Consider the following 20,929-nt stretch of genomic DNA (forward strand, 5'->3'; position numbering starts at 1 on the left):
AATTTGCCGGGTTGCCGCAACCGAGTTTGAGGCCTTTAGCCCGTCAGCGGAGCCGGTTCTGAATCCCGGCCCGGCACCACCGCCTATGGCGGCAGGTGTACCCACGGGATAGAAGTTCAAACGACTACTTTGTAGCTCATTTGGTAGAGCAGTCGATAACTTATCGATTTGTAGCAGGTTCGATTCCTGCCAAAGTCCTATCGTTATCCAAACGGCCTGGAAAGAGGCGAGAGCCTGGGGTTCGACTCCCCATTAAAAATCTACCTGGGGTCCGATAGCCTCTCGATACGGTAAATAGGATTTAGCGATTTACTGCGGAGGCACTCTGGCAACTGTGTCGTTAATTGTGGGTCTGCCCTGTGCGATCCAGCGGCAAGATTTACGGTTGTGTCTCCTGGCCAAGGATTTTGGCTGCAGGCTCAGGGGGAGCCATGTGGGGAAAATCGTAATTCCTCTGCCGCTGGGCCCCGCTCGGCACAAACGGTTTACCACCTGTCGCTGGACGGGCCCCACCCTTGCGGCCCATTGGGGTAGCGCAGTATGGAAATGGAATAAATGATAAGAACCATGATATCTCTGTTCAAAATATGGAAGAACGTGGATGTTGCGGATAGCGAGCGAGTGTTGCTATTTCGCCGCAACCGTTTTGAAGGGGTGCTGCCACCTGGCAGCCATCGTATATCCCTATTGTCCGGTGATGTACGGGCAGAAACTTATGATATTACCGATGTGGTATTCGATGAAATCAAAGCCAAATTTTTGTTAAACACCTATGGTGAGATCCTTGGTGAATACCTGCAATCCTATGAATTGTCAGACCATCAAGTGGGATTATTTTACCGGGATAATCACTTGGTCGATATTTTACCACCGGGTACTTTCCGCGCTGTGTGGAAGGGCGGTGAATCCGTGCGGGTGGAAATCGTGGATATCTCTGAGGAATACGCCATCGATAAAAAAGTCCTGGGTCTATTGGGGCGAGGTGTACGTGCTGGACAAATGCGCACTGCCCTTCAGGCGGTAAGCTACAACGAGATTCCCGATGAGCACGTGGGCCTGTTAATGGTCAATGGTAAGTTGGAAAAGGTGCTACAGCCTGGCTGTTATGGCTACTGGAAATACAACCGCTCTATCGAGGTCAAGGTACTGGACTTGCGGTTGAAAACCATCGAAGTCAGCGGCCAGGAAATTCTGACCAAGGATCGGGTCAGCCTGCGTATCAACTTGACCGGTGTTTACAAAATTACCGATGCAAAAAAAGTAGCGCTAAAGCTCAGCGATAGTACAGGTTTTATTTATCGCGAATTGCAGCTGCACTTGCGCGAGGCCGTGGGTACCCAAACTCTGGATAGCCTTCTGGCCGACAAGGACAGGCTGAATATTGTGATTGCGACCGACATCCGTGACAAGCTGGCCAAATATGGTATCGAGCTTACCAGTGTCGGGGTCAAGGATATTATTTTGCCCGGCGATATGAAGATGATCCTCAATCAGGTTGTAGAAGCGCAGAAGGAATCTGAGGCAAACCTAATTAAGCGCCGGGAAGAAACCCAGGCAATGAGATCGCTTCACAATACCGCCAAGCTGATGGATAACAACCCGGTACTGTTGCGCTTGAAAGAACTGGAAGCTCTGGAGCGGGTCAGTACCCGCATCGATAAAATTTCCGTATATGGCGGCCTTGATGGGGTGATGAATGAGTTGGTGAAGTTACGTCCCACTGCATAAATAAAAGATTTGAGCTTTAAGGAATTAGACAGTGATTGAGATAGACGGCGCCCAGTGGGCGGGCGGCGGAGAGATTTTACGGACTTCCCTCACCTTGTCCGTCTGCTTGAAAAAGCTGGTTCGAATTAACAATATTTGCGTGGGGCCGTAAAAAGCCCGTCCTGTTTACGCGCAGTCAAAGTGATTAGCCATGCCGAGGTCGGCGGCGAACCACTGGATGCAGCAGAGATTACTTTTGCTCCAGGAAAGGTGCGTTTCCAGGGGCCAGGTAATTTATTGTCGTTTAGCTTGCACTTTGAAAGGGTGATTGAAGCTTTTGAATTAATGAGTGAGCAGGGTCTGAATGCTGAGCGGATTGTTCAGTGCGGAATATTACTGGTATGGAAATACAACTTCTAGAATTTGGTGACAATGGTGGGTAAGTTTTGGTTGTGTGTCATTAAAGAATTCAAGGGCAAAAAATTAACTTTTCGGTTAAGAAAATATTTAGGTTATTATAGCTTTATCATAAAATCTTTTTGATTATTCCGTCCTAAAGGAGATTTCTGCAAAGAGGCAATGATGTCTTGGTACAAACTTGGTATTTATATTCCAGGCCTGCGAATGTCCTTATTTTGATTTCTCCTTCTGCGACAGTTTTTCAGTTTCTTGATGAACTTTATTACACACTTAAAAAGGGAATGTATAGGAATGAGTGCTAAATTCCTAAAGGTAGCAGTTCCTCTGCTAACTCTGATAACAACGGCATGTGGTGGCGGTGGAAGTGGAGGTGACGGAGGGTCATCTTCATCAGAGGAGAATCAGGCACCAGTAGCAAACTTTTCGTACAGCCAGCCAGATTCGAAATCCCGGTTGATTGTATTTGATGCATCAGAAAGTACCGATGCAGAAAGTACTGAATTACTGTACACGTGGGACTTTGGTGATGGCACCACAGGCGAAGGTGTGCAACCTGAGCATGAATATCAGGAAAATGGTCAATATGAAGTTCGCCTTGTAGTGGACGACCAAACGGGTCTCACCGATGACCAGTCCACTACTCTATCCGTCAGCAGCGGTGACTTTCATGTTTCGGGCCAGGTGTCGATTTTACAGGGTGTATTTGTCGACAGCGATACCAGTGACCCAAACACTGAGTATGTATCTAATGGTTCTATGAAAGAAGCGCAGGAAATTTCAAGTGTTAGTGAGGTAACCGGTTTCCTAACCTACTTGGATGGGAGCTCTTCGGAAGATCAATACGATTTTTACATCGCTAGCTTGGAGGAGGGTCAGGAAATATCCCTCAATATGGAGGAAGGGAGTGATGACCTTGCAGATATTGACCTTTATCTCGTCGATGAATCTGGAGACTTTGTTGATAGTTCCACGGGTTATAGCGATGAAGAGTCTGTAACGGTACCTGAAGATGGGACTTACTACGTGCTCGCTTATGCTTTTGGGGGCACCTCAACTTATCGAATGAGGTTGAATTCAGCCTCATCGGCAACCAGCGCAAGCAAGGGAATCCGGGCTAGTGATAAGTTTGTTGCAGGTCAACTTGTAGGCCGCCTTAAGTCCGATGTTAAAGCTGCTGGTATCAAAACGCTGACTTCGGCTGGTGCGATCAGGGGAGATTCAGGCGCTGATCGGCCCATGTTATTGGATGCAAACCAGGCTGCGACCGGATTTGGTTTGGATAAGTCAACTGGAACAGTCGAAAATTTAACTCGTGTTGGCATAACAATTCCCACTGAAGTACAGCGTAAGCTGGAGACCATTGATACGCTTAAACGTCTTCATGCAAGTGGTCAGTTTGAGTATGTGGAGTTAAACCGTATTCGACATAGCCAGTCGGTGAATGATCCCTTTTACCCGAGTATGTGGCACTACTCACAAATTGCTGTGCAGGACGCATGGACAACGTCTACAGGGGCAGGGGTTATAGTCGCGGTATTGGATACAGGCATTTTATCGGGGCATCCTGATTTGGAGGGCCAGCTGGTATCTGGTTACGACATGGTCAGTGACAGACTAATGGCGGTGGATGGGGATGGTATTGATCCCGACCCGGAAGACCCGGGTGACGATCCGCTCACTACTTCTGACTCCTGGCACGGAACCCATGTAGCGGGCACCATCGCAGCAGCGACTAATAACGGTGTCGGTATTGCCGGAGTAGCCTATGATGCCAAGATTATGCCTGTGCGGGTGCTTGGCTTTGGAGGCGGGACTGATTATGACATCGCGCAAGGAGTGTACTTCGCGGCAGGCCTTGATAATGACTCTGGCACAGTCCCTGACCGCAGGGCAGATGTAATCAATATGAGTCTTGGTGGATCGGGTTATTCCCAGACTCAACAGGACGCCATAAGCGCGGCTCGTGAGGCGGGTGTCATAATAGTTGCAGCTGCCGGTAACTCAGAAGAGGATGCCAGCGATTATTCGCCAGCTGGCCTCGATGGAGTTGTAACAGTGGCCGCCACCCGCGAGGGAGGTGGAGCTGCTTGGTATACCAATTACGGCTCCGTTGTTGACTTGACTGCACCTGGAGGAGAAACAGGGGAGTATGTTGTTGATGGAGGTGTGCTTAGCACTGTCGGGCAAGAAACTGACGATGGTGAAATTGAATTCACCTACGAGTGGATGCAAGGTACCTCTATGGCCGCACCCCATGTGGCCGGCGTTATTGCACTGATGAAAGAAGAGTGGGAGTCCATGACTCCTGACAACTTTGATGAGTTAGTCACAGACTTTAAGGTTTCTTACGGCGAAACACCGGACTCCCTTTACGGTTATGGCGAAATTGATGCAGAGCTTGCCGTCGCCTCGGCAAGGGCCCAGGCAGCTGGCACGACTCAGGCTGGCCGGCTCTATGTTAAGGATGGTCACCAACGTGAGTTGTGGACCCAGACGGAATTGGAGGTAGAGTTGCTCGCCAATACGACTGATGTTTCTGTAGCTGAAATCAGCTCATCGGATTCCTGGTTAACTGCTACCTACCTGGATGACGAGTCAACCGGGCTCGGCAGTTATAGTGTTGTTGTGGACGCAGATAGTCTGGAGGCAGGTCGTTACACAGGTATCCTGAGCTTTACCGCATCTACAGATACCCGCTTTGACTTGTGGATATCGGTGCAGGTTATCACCGAAGATGTAGATTCCGATAATTATGCTGGTGCTGTTTATGTGGAGTTTACAGATATTGAGACTGGTGGAACTGCTGGCCAAGCAACGGCAACTTTCGACGAGGAGAAGGGTGTCTACTACTATACATCGCCGTCACTGGATGCAACCTCAGAGTCCGGTTATGGAGTGATGGCTGGTACAGATATGGATAATGATGGTGTTATCTGCGAAGTTAACGAGCTGTGCCAACGTTTGGAAAGCGACGGTGGTTGGTATCCGGTGATTAGCGGATCTTCTCATGGGGACGTGGATGGCGTAGATATAGAATTGGAGGTGCTGTCGGACACCTTGGAAGACTTGTAATTTAAGGCTCGACATTGCCTGGTTGCGGCAACCCTCGACTCAGTGGAAGGGGTTGCCGTTCAATTTAATAACCTGTTTGCCATCGCTACAATAGCTATAAAACTTAGAGCATAATCGCCCAGGCAAATACCATTTTAACCACAGAGAGCACCAATAAATCGCCCGCTTCTAGTAATCCTTGTCACTTCACTTTACTCATTAATTTATTTTGTGGAATTTCTAAACCAAGAATCAGGTTTCACAATTTAAATTTGCCATTTTTGCATGACAGCTTACATGTAATAGCAAAGGTTGCCATACCTTGTAATCTCACTGTGTTAATTCTCTCATTGTGATTTGGTCCTATTTTTTAATATGCCTAGAAAGCCGCTGAGTAATTCTACGATGCATCTGGCTTTCAGAACGGCTCACAATCCAGATAAATTCTAGGAGGAGAGGCGTGCAAATGGTAGGTACATTGGTACATAGTAGCTCCTCATCCAGAGACACCGGACGCTTCAATTTTGTACCCTGTAAGCACGGGCGAGGTGGCGTAAAATGCCATCAGGAGTTTGGTAGAATTTATCTCTCCCCAAAAGCTCTTTAAAAACAGTAAGTTATATTTAGAGTGTTCCCCGCACCTGTGGGGCTAAACCGGCATCCCCCAATCTTCCGCATACCGCTTCGCTGTATTCCCCGCTTTTGCGGGGTCTGCCAAGTCGCTAGTAACTATTCGGGTTGCCGGTCCCACCCTTGAGATATTCCTGTAGACTTCCGGGCAGGTAGTAGTCCCAGCCGCTTTTACACATGTCCCAGCACTTCATCTCTGGAGACAGGCCAATATGGGTGAAAGTAAGGCGGGTTCCACCGGGTTCACTGGCAAATTCAAATCGGAGAGTACTGCCCTCCCACTCTTTGGGGTCATCGACCTGCTCAGAAACCATAAAAGACTCGATACACTCAAGTTCGATCAGTTTCTGCGGTACCAGGGCTTTGGCGCGGAATACCCAGTAAGACTGGCCGCCAAACCCGGTTTTGGCGGTATCACCCACCGCCAGGAAAGGGCCGCTGGTTGGAGTCCACCACTGGGACATCTTTTCAGCAACTGCCCGGTAAGCTTCTTCCTGGGTGACAGGGCTTAAGAAAGAGGTGGTGTAGTCAGGCATGATTGTCTTCCCTTTTGGTTAACATTGCTGGAGCAAATTTGAATATAACTTTTAGCAGCTGGCGCTACTTTCACAAGCTTGTATCCCCATTAATTTTGTTTGTAAATATGAAAATATTTATGGTTTTTGTTAATAGCCGCCACCTTTTATTTTTTTAACTTTGCTTAATCAATGTTATTTCCCAAAAGAAATTTTCATTCAAAAAGTTTAAAGACTTAGATTGGTAATCTTTCCAAAAGTGAGGCAACAATCTGATGTATATCAATAAATCGCTAGGTACTCCGCCTGCATAATGCATTCGCACTGGGATAACTGCTGTGATCGGGAATGGTTTCGGTCATATTTGTGCAGTTGCCTTCCACCCAAAATATTTTTGCAAAGGAACGGCGAATGAAACAACAGAAATTGTCCACCGTAATCGCGGCCATCATCCTTGGAGTTTCCAGTTATCAGGCAATCGCAGCAGAGAATGAAAGCGCAACATTAACTGACGCTCTCAATTCAGGAGAGGTGGGAGTGAATCTTCGCTACCGGGTAGAGCATGTTGATCAGGACAATATTGATGATGTAGCCGTCGCCTCAACCTTGAGAACCCGGTTGAACTGGACCAGTGGCAGCTACCGTGGTTTTGATGCATTCTTTGAGGTGGATAACATCAGTGAAATCGGTAACGACAATTACAACTCCACGGTAAATGGCAATACTGAGCATCCCGTAGTTGTTGATCCCCAGGGCACTGAGGTAAATCAAGCCTATTTAAAGTACAACGGATTTAACTCCAAAGTAATCGCCGGTCGACAGCGGATTAACCTGGATGGCCAGCGCTTTGTCGGTGGCGTGGGTTGGCGCCAGAATGAACAAACGTACGATGGCTTGCGTTATCAGTTTGGCGGAGAAGGGGAGTTGCAGCTGGATTACAGCTATATCTACAACGTAAACCGCATTTATGGTGAAGATAGTGCTCGCTCGGACCTGGACGGAGATATTCAACTGTTTCATGCCAGCTATCCGCTGGTAGAAGAGCATAAGTTGACCGCCTTCTTCTACAACCTGGACCTGGATAACGCTGTGAACTTTTCAGCGCGTACTTTTGGTGCCGGTTATCGAGGCGATTTTGGCCTGTTTGAAACCCAGCTGAGTTATGCCCGCCAGGAGGATATTGGCAGTAATCTCAGTGATTTTTCCGCGGATTATTACCTTGCGGAAATTGCCGCTCCATTGGGGCCAGTGAAAGGCAAACTGGGCTATGAGGTGTTGGGTTCAGACGATGGTGTTGGTTTTAGTACCCCACTGGCAACACTTCACAAGTTCCAGGGATACACTGATAAGTTTATAGAAACTCCTGCAGATGGTGTTGAGGATTTATATCTCGGTGCCAGCCTGGCGCTTGCCGGTGGTGACTTGGGTATTACTTATCACAGTTTTGAAGCCAATGAAGGTTCAGCGGATTACGGCAGTGAGTGGAATATCAGTTACGGCCATGAATTTAATGAATATTTCTCCGCATTAGTGAAATATGCTACTTACGATGCAGAAGATTACAGTGCAGATACTGATAAATTTTGGTTGATGCTTACAGCCAAATTCTGATTCTTTTGAGTTGGCAATTCGTAAATCGAGTTTGAAAGTGCTGGGCTCTGCTATTTAGGTAGCGGAGCCCAGCGCTGTCTTATCTCATCAGTGAATTTACAAGGAAAGGGAGTTTACTGTTCCATTTTTAAAAGGCCGGATACCTCACCTTTTGGGTCCAGCTGAGTATGTAGGTTAACAAAGACCTTTCCATCCATTAGCCCCTTGCGATAGGGCTCTTCCACCATCCATTTTCCCATAATATATCCACTGGTGCCTTCAGCGCATTTTTTTGCCAAGCCGTGTTTATCCTTGTCAGTTTTAGTCTCGGGCCAGTCGGGGACCATACCGGGGTGAGTGGGCATTCCACAGATGGTTTGGATAATGGGGCCACTGGGCTTACCTGGTTTGCAAATAGGGGGCTCTTGGCCTTGTCCAGTACATTGCATATGGAAATGTGACATTGCCACACCGCCCTTTGATAGATCGCTATAGCCAACCATAAAATTCAGCATATGTGTCTTGTTGTTGTAAGCGCCAATAAAGAAGCCACCTGCATCTTTGGGAGTTTGTGGATTGACTTTTTTACCGAGCATATTTTCATTGGCGGTGGTTAAATCAGATTTAAAAATGGTAAACATCTTGTCATTTCCTGCCTTGGACCAGGCTTTCTCACCACCAGCCCCATGTTTGGCACCTGAGGGATCTTTTTCTTTTTTATTGTGGCTATCGGAAACCGTGAATGCGGAATAGGCCAGCAGAAATACTGCCAACATTAAGAAAGTGGCTCTGGGCAATGAACTCAGTTTCATAAACCTCTCCTCTCTATTAAATCGATATAGTCATTGCTTGATGGAATGGTTGGATGCCGGGCCATCGAGGAGGCTGATATTCACTAATATGAATTGGTGTGAATCACGGGATAGGCCAGCGATATGTACTTGTAGCATATGAGCTAGCTATTGCCCCTTGAGGGTCAATTTAGGAGTCAGTATTTTTGCTGCTGGCTAATTGGGTGAGTGGAATTTGGCATGAGGGGCTGCTTGGGTTTGCCGTTAGATCTGTGAAGATTATTAATAAAGATATTGGCCAGCTTAAAAAATAGGGGCTGCAATTAGTTGCTCACCCCTAATAACTTTTTATGAAGGTTGGGTGCTGTTACCCCACATCCTTCCAAACCAATTCCCGCTCGCGGGCATAGAGGGGAATAAAGTCGAATTGCACTTCGGTGCCCCCTTCATCGCGGCGACGAATATCCAGTTTTCCATTCAAGTTACTGGCGCGCTCCTGCATGATCGACATACCGAAGTGGTTGCGTTTTTCCGGCGCGCTACTGATGCCGATGCCGTTGTCGCGGATGCGCACGTTGAGGGAGTGGTTGTCGGCCTGGGTCAGGCTGATTTGCACCATATCCCCCTGGGAGTGGTACACGGCATTTTGCGAGGCCTCGCGCACCAGTTGAAGCAGATGAATTTCCTCGTGGGGAGTTAACGGCACTTCGTCCAGATGGTAATCCAGCAGGACATTAATCTGTGGGTGCTGTTCGCGGTAAGCGAGAATAGATTGCTCCAGGATACTACGCAGACCGCCTGGGCCTATTTGTAAGCGGAAGGTTGTAAGCAGTTCGCGGAGCTGGCGGTAGGAAGAATCCAGGCCCTCTTTCAGTTCTGTAATAATTTCCTCTACCTTGGACTTATCCACCTGCTCGCTGCGATTAGCGCGATTGAGTCGGGTGACCTGGATTTTCAGGTAGGACAGGGATTGGGCCAGGGAATCGTGCAGCTCGCGGGCGATGATCGCGCGTTCGTCCAACAGGGCAACACGGCGCTCCTGGGCTTCGCGTTCATTGATGGCGATGGCAGCGGTGACGCTGTCGGCAAAGGTGGCCAGGCGCTGTTGTTGCTCTTCATCAAGGCTCTCACCTCGGGGCAGGGTGCAGGTGAGTACACCATAATTGCGCTTGTCCACTTCCAGTGGGAATCGGTACACGCGTTGCTGGTCTTCATCGGAGGGGCCGCAGGTATTCACGCAGATATGGCACTCACTTCCTGTGCACTGGGTATTGCCAAGCCCCTGTACCAGGTGCTCATAGGGCGCCTCGCCCTCCGGGGTCATCAGGCACAGGTCCAGGTTGTCCAGGTCTGCGACATTGGCAAATTCCCCCAGCCACTGGCCCAATTCCGCCCCCGTGAGTGGCCCTTCGCTAATGCGCCGCGCCAAACGGTATTGAAAGTCGAGCGCTTCGTGGCTCTTCTGCAGCTGGGAGGTTTTCAATTCCACGCGGTGGGCGAGGTCCTGGTGCGTCGCGTGGATTTCATCACTCATATAGTTGATGGTACGTGCCAGTACCCCCAGCTCATCCTCGCTGTTAATCTCCAAGCGGTGCTGGTTGAAGTCCCCCTGGGCGATGCTCAAGGAGCGATTGGTGAGTTGCTTAAGAGGTTGCTCCACAGAGCGGTGCAGTATGCACAGAGACAGGTAAACCAGGGTCACAATGGCAAACAGGGAACCCACCTGGACCAAACGCAGCAGGCTTATTTTTTCCTCGGCGATGGTTTGATAATCGAATACCAGGGTATTCACATCGCCGATAAAGGGCTCCAGCCGCTTGGCTAGTTGCAGGGAGTTCATGGCGGTGTGCCCAGCGGCAATGGACTCCAGTAGTGGGCGAATCTCACCCTCCCAGCTTTCGATCACCTTGCGGTAATTGCGCGCCGCGCGCAGGTTATCGCTGGCGGTGAAGTCGGAAATACTGAGTACCCGCGTCAGGCGCGCGGCTACCTCGTCGGCAAGTTCGGTCGTGGCCTCAATGTCTCCGGAGGGAGCGGTAGCGGCGAGTCGGTAGCTCATTGCGCGCAGTGAGCCGGCCAGGTTCACCGCGGCGGCATCGTTTTCGGCGGCATCGGAGATAATATAGGACGCCACCATAGAGCTCAGTGCTACCAGTACGGTGAGCAGCATCAGGGTGCCGATGCGGTAGACGATGGACTGTCGAATTCGGTTCAGCATTTCGGATTCACTTCGCCCTGGGGCGGTTGTGGATGGCTGATCTCTATTGTGCCGTCCATTGGCGCACAAAGTTGTGAGTACCACTAAAGACCGCCAGTTTTGCACATAATTTAACCTGACGCCTGTTTTTTACGCAGAAGCCCTGTTATTGCTGGGGTAGGGCACCACCATAACGGCCCGCTGGCGCTGTTTCCCTACCCATTCGGGGGTAGATCGTCGCTTTTCTACCCCTTTTTGGTCAGGTGATCCTGCCGTCCCCCCCTTTTATATTCCCGTTAAACCGATGCTTTAACCGCATTTCGATGCCCTGGGAGTACCGCATGAGCCATTTCCTGGACCGACTGAAATATCTGAAGAAACAAAAAGAGCCTTTTTCCGGAGGACACGGGGAAAAGACCAACGACGACCGCAGCTGGGAAGACGGTTATCGTCGCCGCTGGCAGTTCGACAAGATCGTGCGCTCCACCCACGGGGTGAATTGCACCGGCTCCTGCAGCTGGAAGATCTACGTTAAAGACGGCCTGGTCACCTGGGAGACCCAGCAGACCGATTACCCGCGCACCCGCCCGGACCTGCCCAACCACGAACCTCGAGGCTGCCCCCGTGGTGCCAGCTACTCCTGGTATATGTACTCGGCCAACCGCCTCAAGTACCCGAAGATCCGCAAACGCCTGGTAAAACTCTGGCGCGAAGCCAAGTTGAGATACAGCGACCCGGTAGAGGCCTGGGCCAGCATTGTCGAGGACCCGGCCAAGGCCAAGTCCTATAAAGAACGCCGGGGAATGGGTGGCTTTGTACGGATCAAATGGGATGAAGCCAATGAGCTGATTGCCGCTGCAAACGTCTACACCACCAAGAATTACGGCCCGGACCGGGTGACCGGCTTCTCGCCGATTCCCGCCATGTCCATGGTGTCCTACGCCGCCGGCGCCCGCTATCTGTCATTGATCGGCGGTAACTGCCTGAGTTTCTACGACTGGTATTGCGACCTGCCGCCCGCCTCTCCACAGATTTGGGGCGAGCAGACCGACGTGCCCGAGTCCGCCGACTGGTACAACTCCAATTACCTGATCGTGTGGGGCTCCAATGTGCCGCAGACCCGTACCCCGGATGCGCACTTCCTCAGCGAGGTGCGTTACAAGGGTGCCAAGACCTGCGTAATCACTTCCGACTACTCAGAGTGTTCCAAGTTTGGCGACACCTGGCTGGCACCTCGCCAGGGTACCGATGCGGCCCTGGCGATGGCCTTCGGCCACGTGATCCTGAAAGAATTCCACGTCGACAAGCCCAGTGCCTACTTCACCGAATATGTGCGCACCACCACCGATATGCCGATGCTGGTGACCCTGGAAGAGCGCGACGGCAAGCTGGTACAGGGCCGCTTCCTGCGCGCCTCCGATCTGGCGGATGACCTCGGCCAGGACAACAACCCGGAGTGGAAGACCATCGCCGTCAACCATGATGGCCAGTTGGTTTCCCCTCAGGGCTCAGTGGGCTATCGATGGGGCGAGCAGGGAAAATGGAATATTGAGCAGCGCGATGGCCTCAGTGGCGAAGAAGTGGAGCTGAAGCTCAGCCTGAAAGACTGCGCTGATGAAATTGCCCAGGTGGCCTTCCCATACTTTGGTGGCCAGACTCACGAACACGACTACTTCCAGCACACCGACCACAGCGATGTGATCGACTACAAGGTGCCGGTGAAGTTTGTGCAGAACAAAGACGGCGAGGTGCTCAAGGTTGCCAGCGTCTACGACCTGACCCTGGCCAACTACGGCGTTGAACACGGCCTCGACGATCCCAACTGTGCCCACAGTTACGACGAAGACAAGCCCTACACACCCGCCTGGCAGGAGAAGATCACTGGCTGTCACCGTGAGAACGTTATCCAGGTAGCGCGCGAGTTCGCCAATACCGCTGACAAGACCCGTGGACGCTCCATGGTGATTGTGGGGGCTGCCCTCAACCACTGGTACCATATGGATATGAACTACCGTGGCCTCATCAATATGTTGATGATGTGCGGTTGTATCGGTCAGAGTGGCGGTGGCTGGGCCCACTATGTGGGGCAGGAAAAGCTGCGCCCGCAAACCGGCTGGACCCCCCTCGCTTTCGGCCTCGACTGGCAGCGTCCGCCGCGCCATATGAACGGCACCTCCTTCTTCTACAACCACGCCAGCCAGTGGCGCTACGAGAAGTTGGAGATGGACGAAGTGGTTTCGCCGTTGGCCGACAAGAGCAAGTGGCAGGCTTCCATTATCGATTACAACAGCCGCGCCGAGCGTATGGGCTGGTTGCCCTCCGCACCGCAGCTGGGTATGAACCCGCTGCAACTGACCAAAGATGCCGCCGCTGCGGGTATGTCCGCCAAGGATTACACCGTACAGCAGCTCAAGCGCGGCGCGCTCAAGTTCGCCAACCAGGACCCGGATAATCCGCAGAACTACCCGCGCAATATGTTCATCTGGCGCTCCAACCTGCTGGGTTCCTCCGGTAAGGGCCACGAGTACATGCTGCGCCACCTGCTCGGCACCAAGCACGGCCTGATGGGTAAGGACCTGGGCGAAGCCGGCGGCAAGAAGCCGGAAGATGTGGCCTGGCACGATACCCCCAGTGAGGGCAAAGTCGATCTGCTGGTGACACTGGACTTCCGTATGTCCACCACCTGTCTCTATTCCGACATCGTGCTGCCAACGGCTACCTGGTATGAGAAGGACGATCTCAATACTTCCGATATGCACCCCTTTATCCACCCGCTCACCAAAGCGGTGGACCCGGCCTGGGAAGCGCGCAGCGACTGGGACATCTTCAAAGGTGTGGCGAAGAAATTCTCCGAGCTCACCGATGGCCACCTGGGGGTGGAGAAGGATTTGGTAACCCTGCCAATCCACCACGATACCCCCACCGAAATCGCCCAGCCCTTTGGGGTGAAGGCCTGGTGGAAGGGCGAGTGCGACCTGATCCCCGGCGTTACTGCGCCGAGCATGATCGAGGTGGAACGCGACTACCCCAACACCTACAACCGCTTTACCTCTATCGGCCCATTGCTGGAAAAACTCGGCAACGGCGGTAAGGGCATCAGCTGGAATACCGATGACGAGGTGGACTTCCTCAAGAAGCTCAACCGCACCTGGAATGATGAAAGCGCCCGCGATGGCCGCGCCCGTATCGACAGCGCCGTAGATGCCGCTGAGATGATCCTGTCACTGGCCCCTGAAACCAACGGCCAGGTAGCGGTGAAGGCCTGGGAAGCCCTGGGCAAGATTACCGGTCGCGATCACACCCATCTGGCCAAGCCCAAGGAAGACGAGAAGATCCGCTTCGCCGATATCGTGGCGCAGCCCCGCAAGATCATCTCCTCACCCACCTGGTCTGGCCTGGAAGATGAGCATGTGAGCTACAACGCCGGCTACACCAATGTGCACGAGATGATTCCCTGGCGCACCATCACTGGCCGCCAGCAGTTCTACCAGGATCACGAGTGGATGCGCGACTTCGGTGAGAACCTGTGTGTGTACAAGCCGCCCATCAACCTGAAAACCGTACAGCCGGTGCTGAACCAGAAGCCCAACGGTAACAAGGAGATCCTGCTGAACTGGATCACCCCGCACCAGAAGTGGGGCATCCACAGCACCTACTCCGACAACCTGCTGATGCTCACCCTGTCTCGCGGTGGCCCCATAGTGTGGATGAGTGAGAACGACGCCAAGCTGGCGGGTATTGAAGACAACGACTGGATCGAAATCTTCAACGTCAACGGCGCCATTGCCGCCCGTGCGGTGGTGTCCCAGCGGGTGCCCGACGGCATGGCCATGATGTACCACGCCCAGGAGCGCATAGTGAATACACCGGGAGCGGAAACCACCGGCACCCGCGGCGGTATCCACAACTCCGTAACCCGCGCGGTGATGAAACCCACCCATATGATCGGCGGCTACGCCCAGCAGTCCTATGGCTTCAACTACTACGGCACTGTCGGCTGTAACCGGGACGAGTTTGTGGTGGTGAGAAAAATGAACAAGGTCGACTGGCTGGATGGCGAAGACGTCAAAGAGCCGACCCGAGAGGAGGTGTAGCAATGAAAGTTAGAGCCCAGATCGGCATGGTGCTGAACCTCGATAAGTGTATCGGCTGCCACACCTGCTCGGTGACCTGTAAAAACGTCTGGACCTCCCGCGAGGGGGTCGAGTACGCCTGGTTCAACAACGTCGAAACCAAACCCGGCGTTGGCTACCCCAAAGAGTGGGAAAACCAGGACAAGTGGAACGGCGGCTGGACCCGCAAAAAAAATGGCAAATTGCAGCCGAAGATCGGCAGCAAGCACCGGGTGCTGGCCAATATTTTCGGCAACCCGGATATGCCGGAAATCGACGACTACTACGAGCCGTTCGACTTCGACTACCAGACCCTGCACAAGGCGCCGGAGCAGAAGCACCAACCGGTGGCCCGCCCGCGCTCGCTGATCAGTGGCGAGCGTATGGAGAAGATCGAGTGGGGGCCCAACTGGGAAGAAATTCTCGGTACCGAATTCGACAAGCGTAAGAAGGACAAGAACTTCGAACAGGTCCAGGCGGATATCTACGGTGAGTTCGAAAACACCTTTATGATGTACCTGCCGCGCCTGTGTGAGCACTGCCTCAATCCCGCTTGTGTGGCCTCTTGCCCAAGTGGCGCCATCTACAAGCGCGAAGAGGATGGCATCGTCCTGATCGACCAGGACAAATGTCGCGGCTGGCGTATGTGCGTATCCGCCTGCCCCTACAAGAAGATCTACTACAACTGGAAAACCGGTAAATCCGAGAAGTGTATCTTCTGCTACCCGCGTATTGAGGCGGGCCAACCAACTATCTGTTCCGAGACCTGTGTAGGCCGTATCCGCTATCTGGGGGTACTGCTGTATGACGCCGACCGCATCGAGGAAGCCGCTGCGGTAGAAGACGAAAAAGCCCTCTACCAGGCCCAGTGCGATATCTTCCTCGACCCCAGCGATCCCAAGGTCCAGGAAGCTGCCCGCGCCGAGGGTATACCCGAAGCCTGGCTCGAAGCTGCGCAGAAATCCCCGGTGTACAAGATGGCCATCGACTGGCAGATCGCCCTGCCGCTGCACCCGGAGTACCGCACCTTGCCCATGGTTTGGTATGTACCGCCGCTGTCTCCGATCCAGAACGCAGTGCAGGCCGGCCAAGTGGAAACCGTCACCGTGGGTCGCGGCGCCGAGATCCCCGATCTCTCCACCCTGCGTATCCCGCTGCAATACCTCGCCAACCTGCTTACCGCCGGCGACGAGAAGCCAGTGGCCCGAGCCCTGGAACGCATGATTGTGATGCGCGCCTATATGCGCGGCATCCATGTGGACGGCATCCAGGAGCGTGAACTGCTGGAAGAGGCGGGCCTGACCGTACAGCAGGTGGAAGAAATGTATCGCTACATGGCCCTGGCCAACTACGAAGACCGCTTCGTGGTGCCCTCCAGCCATAAGGCCTACGCAGAAAACGCCTACGACATGAAGTCCTCCTGTGGTTTCAGCTTCGGCAACGGCTGTAGCACCGGCAACGACAGCACTAACATCTTCGGCGGCAAGCAGCACGCAGTGCGCGAAGTTATACCGGCCAAAGTGGTCGACTGAGGTCGAGGGGAGAATACCGATGAAAGTGTTAAACCTAATTGCCCGCCTTCTGGATTACCCATCCGATGAGCTGGTGGCGCACCTGGATGAACTGACCGGCTGGCTGGCGGAATCTGAAGATCTGGATAAGCCCCTGCGCGATTTGCTGCTGTCATTTATCTCCCATTACGAGCGCATGGATGCGCTCGATTGGCAGAGTGAATACGACGGCCTGTTCGAGCGCGGCCGCGCCGTGTCCCTGCACTTGTTCGAGCATATCCACGGCGAATCCCGCGACCGCGGCCAGGCCATGGTGGACCTGATGAACCGCTACCGGGATGCGGGCCTGGAACTGAATGAGCGCGAACTGCCGGATTACTTACCCACCTACTTAGAGTTCTGCGCCACCCAGGGTGAAGCAGCCTACGGCTGGGTTCACGATATTACCCATGTGATTGCCCTGTTGAGCGCGCGCCTGTCCAAGCGCGAGAGCCCCTATCACCTGTTGATGGATGCGCTCTTACAGATGGCTGGCGTCTTCGTTGATCTGACCGCGCTCAAAGAGGAAGTCGCTAATGAGGAGCGCGACGATACCCCCGAGGCGCTGGACAAGATCTGGGAGGAAGAGGTGGTCAGCTTTACCGGCGCCAACAATTGCGACCAGTCCATAACGCGGCCCAGCGCTGCGCAGCTGCGCGACGGCCAGCCCCTCACCTGGGCCCCCAGTGCCAAAGATGCCGCGCAGAATTCTGCCCAGCCTGCACCACAGGAGTAACAAGATGAACTATCTGAATACGCTGCTCTTCGCCATCTACCCCTTCGTCGCCCTCACGGTATTTCTGGTGGGGAGCCTGATCCGCTACGACCGCGACCAATACACCTGGCGCACCGGCTCCAGTCAGCTACTGGAGCGCAAACAATTGCGTATCGGCAGTTACCTGTTTCATATCGGGGTGATCGCTATTCTCGCGGGCCATTTTGTCGGTCTGCTCACACCCAAAGCGGTGTGGCACTTCCTCGGTATTGAAGCCTCCACCAAGCAGATGATGGCAATGGGGGTCGGTGGTTTCTTCGGGGTGATCTGCTTTATCGGTCTCACCATTCTGATTAAGCGCCGTCTCACCAATCCAAGAGTGCGCGCTACTACTTCCAAAATGGATCTGGCAATTCTGCTGATGCTTTACGCCCAGTTAATCCTCGGCCTGATCAGTATCCTGGTTTCCGCCGGCCATATGGACGGTGCCGAAATGCTCAAACTGATGGCCTGGGCTCAGTCCATAGTCACCCTCGATGGCTCCGCAGCCGCAGCGGCTATCGCCGACGTAAATATCATCTACAAGCTGCATATTTTCCTCGGCATGACCCTGTTCCTGCTGTTCCCTTTCAGCCGCCTGGTACACGTATGGAGTGTTCCGGTGCAGTACTTCCGCCGCAATTACCAGGTAGTGCGCGCCAAAGCCGCGCGTTAATCCCAGCAATCGTTAACCAGGCCCGCCAAGAGCGGGCCTTGTGTGGAGTAGAGTCATGAGTGCATTACTGGCTTCCGACGCCGCCGGGCGCGAATTCGAACTGGCTGAAGCCGTGGCCGTTAACGGCAATGAAATCCCTGCAGACCTGATTTACCAGGAGATGCAATATCAGACCGCCAACTCCCCGCGCCAAGCGATTTACCGCGCCGCACGGGCATTGGTTATCGGTTGGCTGTTACGGGAAAAGGCTGCAGGGCAGGGGCTTTGCGCTGCCGATGAAGACCTGCACAGTGAGGCCTTCGATCACGCCGTTTCAGATCTTTTGAAAGGTGAGTTGCAAGTGAGCCCGGCCAGTGAAGCCGAATGCCGCGCCTATTTCGAAGCCCACCCACATAAATTTCGCTCCGATCCTCTCGCCGAAGTGCGCCATATCCTGATCCCGGCCGCACCGGATGATTCCGAAGCCTGCGCCAAAGCGCGCGCCGCCGCCGAGGATATGCTCAAGCAGATCCGTGCCGATGCCAATCCGCTGCAAGCCTTCGCCCAGTTAGCGCAATCCCACTCCGCCTGTTCCTCCGCCGAAGCCGGCGGCAGCCTCGGCCAAGTGGGGCGCGGTGATACCGTCGCCTCCTTCGAGCGTGCAGTGTTCGAGCAGGGCATTGGTTTGGTAGAGGAACCCGTGGAGACACCCTACGGTGTACACCTGATTTATGTAGAGCAATGCGAACCGGGCCGCCCACTGGAATACGAATATGTCTCGGAGCGAATCGAGGAATACCTGACCGAAAAACGCCGCCGCCAGATGACCAGCGACTACCTGCAAAAAATGGTGCAGGCCGCGCAAATCTCCGGCCTGGATTTATCGGGGGAGGCCCACTGAGGTGGCAGAGATTCGCCAACTGTTCGCACGCAATCGAGCCTGGGCGGAGGATAGGACGGCACAGGACCCGGAGTTTTTCCAACGCCTGAGCCGCCTGCAAGTACCCAAGTATTTATGGATCGGCTGTTCCGATTCCCGCGTGCCCGCCAACGAGATTGTGGGCATGGCACCGGGGGAGTTGTTTGTGCACCGCAATATTGCCAACGTGGTGGTACACACAGACTTTAATTGCCTCTCAGTGCTGCAATACGCGGTAGAAGTGCTTAAGGTTGAACACGTTGTGGTGTGTGGCCATTACGGCTGCGGCGGAGTACAAGCAGCTATGGGCCACAGCGAATGTGGCCTGGTGGATAACTGGCTGCGCCATATCAAGGATGTTTACGCCCGACACCGGCAGGAACTGGAATCCCTCGATAAAGAATCGCGTTCGGCACGATTGTGCGAGTTAAATGTGATGGCACAGGTACAAAACCTGGCCATGACCAAAATAGTCCAGCACGCCTGGGATCGAGGCCAACGCCTCAGCCTGCACGGCTGGATCTACGATATTCGCGATGGCCTGATTAGAGATCTGGGAATGCGGATGGACGACCGTGGCCAGGTACCGGAGATTTATCATGTTTATGGTGAGGTGCAGGAGGAGCGGTGAGATTCTCCTCTCAAGTTCATGGCCTCTAAAATAGTCTTTTGCCTTGGAGGAATTTGAGTAACTGGTTATATCTATTCACTGCCCATGAATTGAATCGCCAAATAGAACCACAGAAAGATTGACGTAAACCCAACAATTGCTCCAGCAAGCTCTTTCAGAAAACGCCACTTTTCAAACTCCACTTTTGATCTATAAAACTTCTTGCCTAAATGCCTAATAAATAGATACAAAACCGCAAATGTGACAAGTGGTCCCAAGACAGCAATAGGCAAGAATAAACTGCCGCTATTCGGGCTGAGAATCAAAATATAGATAGGCAGGGCCGATCCAAGAACCCCGCACCAATACCCCTCTAAAACATAGTAGAGCTGCAACTTCTGCCCACAGTCAGGGCAGAAACCGTACAAGGACATCCTAATTTCGTTACTATTGAATTGTTTACTACATTGATCGCAGATCATTGATATGTAACGCCTACACTAGTATTGCGACCCATTATCAGTCCCTGAAAAGTCAGACTAACCTGCTTGAGGTTGTAAAGCCTGCTCCCCACAGGTTGTTGACACATATCGATCTCCAGCCAAAGTCTGAACTTTAATGTAAGGCTTGGAATTTATAGAAAGGAATTCAATTTTGCCACCACGATTAAGCCAGAGTTGATGTGATATACTTTTTTCTAAATGTTCACCAATATTAAAAAAAGAACCATTTTTTGATATAGCACAGTCTTTTTTAGATATCTTAACGACGGGGTAGTTTTCTCTATACCAAAATTCAACATAGACAAATATCTCACCGTCATCTGACAGTATTCCCTCTGAATATCCATGGTGATCATAGGCTCTAGACCAAACTGGAACAAAATCTGGTCTAGGGAATGGATATTTAAAACCCTCGTAGACAGAAAGCATCCAGTTATCTGTCCAGGGATCTTGGGTAATATGGTCTCTACTTATTAATGCAGTCCATTTCCGGTTTTCTGAAGTAACAATATAGTCTTGCCAATCAGGCGGCTGATCGGCTGATACTTTTATAGAAAGTATTAGCGCTATAAAAAGTATAAAAATTTTCATGAATGGCTTGATAACCTTGTAATTGATGAGCGGAATTATGGTGCGAAGCACCAAAAGTATTAGTAAATACATCACTTACAAATTGGTGTCAGCATTCATCCTTAGCATAAGGGGCAATAATTTATTTAAGCTTTCTTGCTATTGTGACTGGAATTTAACTTCTTAGGATAGTAACACTCTCCTCTCTAAAATAACTACCCTGAGTGCCGTCGTAAAGACCACAGAGAAGCAATTATTACTAACCCACAAAAACCCCAATATATTATTTTACCGCTCAAATCTTCAACATCAACACACTGCCATTTTTCACATTGACGTATTATAAAAACATTTC

At 52.3% G+C, this 20,929-nt stretch carries 15 protein-coding genes and 1 tRNA gene; 11 read left to right on the forward strand and 5 right to left on the reverse strand.

The genetic code is table 11. The features are described from left to right. Positions 1 to 126 precede the first annotated feature (126 nt). The 4 genes from BTJ40_RS00670 (at position 127) to BTJ40_RS00690 (ending at position 5,199) form a co-directional block, all read left to right on the forward strand. Positions 127 to 198, forward strand: a tRNA-Ser gene (locus BTJ40_RS00670). A 357-nt stretch (positions 199 to 555) separates the two neighbouring features. Continuing rightward, positions 556 to 1,728 carry a slipin family protein gene (locus BTJ40_RS00675; protein ID WP_238152098.1) on the forward strand — a complete coding sequence of 391 codons (1,173 nt, stop codon included), beginning with the start codon at positions 556 to 558 and terminating at the stop codon, positions 1,726 to 1,728. Between the two features lie 180 nt (positions 1,729 to 1,908). Then, positions 1,909 to 2,127, forward strand: a complete 219-nt coding sequence (locus tag BTJ40_RS00685; RefSeq protein WP_108731313.1) for a hypothetical protein — start codon at positions 1,909 to 1,911, stop codon at positions 2,125 to 2,127. A gap of 291 nt (positions 2,128 to 2,418) precedes the next feature. Continuing rightward, positions 2,419 to 5,199, forward strand: coding sequence for a S8 family serine peptidase (locus BTJ40_RS00690; protein WP_192879367.1), 2,781 nt, complete (start codon positions 2,419 to 2,421; stop codon positions 5,197 to 5,199). 701 nt (positions 5,200 to 5,900) lie between these two features. Here the strand turns inward: BTJ40_RS00690 and BTJ40_RS00695 are convergent. After that, positions 5,901 to 6,344 (reverse strand): SRPBCC domain-containing protein, encoded by a 444-nt coding sequence (locus BTJ40_RS00695; RefSeq protein WP_108731315.1) that lies wholly within the window; start codon positions 6,342 to 6,344, stop codon positions 5,901 to 5,903. A 390-nt stretch (positions 6,345 to 6,734) separates the two neighbouring features. Here BTJ40_RS00695 and BTJ40_RS00700 point away from each other — a divergent pair, with 390 nt between their 5' ends. Next, positions 6,735 to 7,934, forward strand: a complete 1,200-nt coding sequence (locus BTJ40_RS00700; protein WP_108731316.1) for an alginate export family protein — start codon at positions 6,735 to 6,737, stop codon at positions 7,932 to 7,934. Between the two features lie 113 nt (positions 7,935 to 8,047). Here BTJ40_RS00700 and BTJ40_RS00705 read toward each other — a convergent pair whose 3' ends face one another. Beyond that, entirely contained in the window at positions 8,048 to 8,725 is a 678-nt protein-coding gene (locus tag BTJ40_RS00705) for a CHRD domain-containing protein (protein ID WP_108731317.1), read from the reverse strand. Positions 8,726 to 9,071: 346 nt separating this feature from the next. Next, entirely contained in the window at positions 9,072 to 10,922 is a 1,851-nt protein-coding gene (locus BTJ40_RS00710; RefSeq protein ID WP_108731318.1) for a histidine kinase, read from the reverse strand. A gap of 320 nt (positions 10,923 to 11,242) precedes the next feature. Between BTJ40_RS00710 and BTJ40_RS00715 the strand changes: the two genes are divergently transcribed. From BTJ40_RS00715 to can, 6 genes are read left to right on the forward strand one after another with little or no spacing between them, the layout of a single operon-like run. Beyond that, on the forward strand, positions 11,243 to 14,995 hold the full coding sequence (locus BTJ40_RS00715; RefSeq protein ID WP_108731319.1) for a nitrate reductase subunit alpha: 3,753 nt from the start codon (positions 11,243 to 11,245) through the stop codon (positions 14,993 to 14,995). Between the two features lie 2 nt (positions 14,996 to 14,997). Continuing rightward, positions 14,998 to 16,545, forward strand: coding sequence for a nitrate reductase subunit beta (narH, locus tag BTJ40_RS00720; RefSeq protein ID WP_108731320.1), 1,548 nt, complete (start codon positions 14,998 to 15,000; stop codon positions 16,543 to 16,545). A 19-nt stretch (positions 16,546 to 16,564) separates the two neighbouring features. Beyond that, positions 16,565 to 17,299 (forward strand): nitrate reductase molybdenum cofactor assembly chaperone, encoded by a 735-nt coding sequence (narJ, locus tag BTJ40_RS00725; protein ID WP_108731321.1) that lies wholly within the window; start codon positions 16,565 to 16,567, stop codon positions 17,297 to 17,299. A gap of 4 nt (positions 17,300 to 17,303) precedes the next feature. After that, positions 17,304 to 17,993, forward strand: coding sequence for a respiratory nitrate reductase subunit gamma (gene narI, locus BTJ40_RS00730; RefSeq protein WP_108731322.1), 690 nt, complete (start codon positions 17,304 to 17,306; stop codon positions 17,991 to 17,993). A gap of 55 nt (positions 17,994 to 18,048) precedes the next feature. Next, entirely contained in the window at positions 18,049 to 18,873 is an 825-nt protein-coding gene (locus BTJ40_RS00735) for a peptidylprolyl isomerase (protein ID WP_108731323.1), read from the forward strand. 1 nt (position 18,874) lies between these two features. Continuing rightward, positions 18,875 to 19,522 carry a carbonate dehydratase gene (can, locus tag BTJ40_RS00740; RefSeq protein ID WP_108731324.1) on the forward strand — a complete coding sequence of 216 codons (648 nt, stop codon included), beginning with the start codon at positions 18,875 to 18,877 and terminating at the stop codon, positions 19,520 to 19,522. 71 nt (positions 19,523 to 19,593) lie between these two features. On the opposite strand, the gene BTJ40_RS00745 is transcribed toward can, so the two are convergent. Both BTJ40_RS00745 and BTJ40_RS00750 read right to left on the reverse strand, forming a co-directional pair. Continuing rightward, positions 19,594 to 19,935, reverse strand: coding sequence for a hypothetical protein (locus tag BTJ40_RS00745; RefSeq protein WP_157953845.1), 342 nt, complete (start codon positions 19,933 to 19,935; stop codon positions 19,594 to 19,596). 105 nt (positions 19,936 to 20,040) lie between these two features. After that, on the reverse strand, positions 20,041 to 20,595 hold the full coding sequence (locus BTJ40_RS00750; protein WP_157953846.1) for a hypothetical protein: 555 nt from the start codon (positions 20,593 to 20,595) through the stop codon (positions 20,041 to 20,043). Positions 20,596 to 20,929 lie beyond the last annotated feature (334 nt).

This window comes from Microbulbifer sp. A4B17 (genome assembly GCF_003076275.1).
GTDB lineage: Bacteria > Pseudomonadota > Gammaproteobacteria > Pseudomonadales > Cellvibrionaceae > Microbulbifer.